This window comes from Oleiphilus sp. HI0043, from assembly GCF_001634935.1.
Map to the genome: position 1 here is coordinate 1 of NZ_LWEY01001190.1, position 2,422 is coordinate 2,422.

The window sequence follows — 2,422 nt, forward strand, 5'->3', positions numbered from 1 at the left end:
TACTCACTTGCCAACCTATCTGGCTGCTCATGACGACCAGGATTCACTAACCGAGCTTCGTCGAGCCTTCCATACCCTGAAAGGCAGCGGACGAATGGTTAACGCCAACATCATTGGCGAAGCCGCTTGGGCAATCGAAAATCTTCTGAACCGCATTATTGATGGTTCGGTAATGATGAATGAAAGCATTGCCGAGCTTATCCAATTAGTCGTCGATAATATTCCCAAACTAATTGAGTGCTTTGAAAAAAGACAACGCCCAGACTTTGATCTAAAGCGCGTTGAGAATCACGCTGCAGCCTTGGTTGCCGGTGATTTTGTTAAGCCTCTAGGTAGCTTACAACGATCCTCGCAAGAAACATCCGCAGCAAGTGGTGCGACAGAGGCTCCGAGCGCAGAACAAGGTACAGTTGGAATCGACGATACGCTACTCGATATATTCAGAAACGAGGCCACTTCTCATGTCGCAACTGTCCTAGAATTTGTTGATCGTGCAGCGAATGACAGTATCGATATTGATGATGATTTATCTAGAGCGCTTCATACACTCAAAGGCAGTGCAAACACAGCTAATATAAGACCGATTGCGGAGATCGCAGTACCCGTTGAACAATTTATCAAGGAAGCACGTGCTAATAACATTCAGGCTGATCAAGATATAGCCTCGATGTTATCGGATGCTATGCATTTTATTCAACAAGGCATCTCACAACTTGATAACAATCCCGATGGGCAACTTTCAGGTACGGATGAGTTTCTCTCTGGCCTTAAATCACTCCAGTCCAAAGTATTTAGCGCACAAAGTGATGAACTCCAGTCGCTTGAAGAAGCCTCACAAGATCCGCAGATTATCAATATCTTCCTCACCGAAGGTCTGGATATATTGCTGGATGCTGAAAGTATTCTTAACCAATGGGAACACAGCCCTGTATCCGTTAACGAGCTAACTAAACTTTACGGCGAAGTAAAAACACTCCACCGAGGCGCCAAGGTTGCCGGGCTTGAAAACATTGCAGAACTCTGTGAATGCCTGGAAAGCTGCTACGGCAGTATTGATATCGAAAATGATAGACCTAGCCCGGTTTTTGTTAATGATATCAAACGTGGTCACGAAGCATTGATCGATATGATGGATCAACTAGCAGCGGGTTTAACTCTAAACCTTGATAACAAGCTGCTTGCGGAATTACGCGAACATATTGCTGACCATAGCCATGTTATTGAAGATAGTCCGGTAGAAAGTCAAAGTGTATCAACTCAAGAAGATAGCTTAAACGAGAAGCTCGACCAGCTAGAGAAAGAGTTGGATGACGTATTACCTACCTACTCCGCTACCACAGATGAAGTGGAGGAAGAAGCAAGCGTTGAACTCGACGATGAAGCCATTATGGATGCCGATTTGGCTGAAATATTCCTCGAGGAAGCTAATGAGCTAGTCAATGGAATCAACCCTGCACTAGACAAACTTAAACAACAACCAGGTAATGAACACGTTATCCTGCAATTACAACGAGACATGCATACACTCAAAGGTGGTGCACGTTTGGCAGGCTTCGAAGCGGTTGGCGATTTAAGTGATATCCTTGAGAAACTATTTGAAAAACTAATCGATTACAAAGCTGATGCCTCCAGCCTGATGTTATCGCTACTTGAAGAGTCTTCGCAGGCTCTAGAAGCAATGCTTAAGTCTATCCAGGCTTTGCAACCTTGCCAGCCTCAAGATGAGCTGGTCACGAATATCACTTCAATTGTTGATGATTTGCGTGTTAACACCCCACTTGTTGAAGAAGATATCGCTCCAGAAAATGAACAGCCCTCTGAATCACAAACGACAAGTCCTAGCCAGGTCTTATTAGACTTGGATCCGGAATTAGCCGAGATATTTTTAGAAGAAGCCCAAGAAATAATCGACAGTTCTGGCGAACTATTGCACCAATGGGAATCCGACGTCTTTAATATCGAGGTTGTTGGCGAGCTACAGCGTGAATTGCACACCCTTAAAGGCGGTGCTCGAATGGCCGAAATCAACCCTATTGGTGATCTTGCACACGAACTGGAAACCTTATTCGAGTCTATTGTTAATAAGCAGCTTGATGCGACACAAGACATGACGGCTCTTTGCTTAAGCTGTCATGATGCCTTAGCTAATATGGTTGAAGCGGTTCAACAAGGTTCAGCTATCAATGGCGCAGATGAACTTCTCAATAAGATCAAGCAAGTCACCACTGGCTCACCAGTAGAGACTTCTGAGCCAGAAGAACTTGAAATCAAAAGCCCTGTTGAAACACCGGTTGAAGAGCCTGAAAGCATTGAAGTCAGTGCGCCTACAACCATAGATGAAGATGATCTTGAAGCAGACCTACTTCCCTTATTTATAGACGAAAGCAAGGATATTCTTTCTGCTGCTGCCGAGTATTTGGAG

The 2,422-nt window shown here is 44.5% G+C and carries 1 protein-coding gene; it reads left to right on the top strand.

Annotation, left to right across the window (positions count from 1 at the left end; genetic code table 11):
- Window positions 1-2,422: Hpt domain-containing protein (locus tag A3729_RS14055; protein WP_197475851.1), on the top strand; the 2,422-nt coding region annotated here is incomplete at both ends.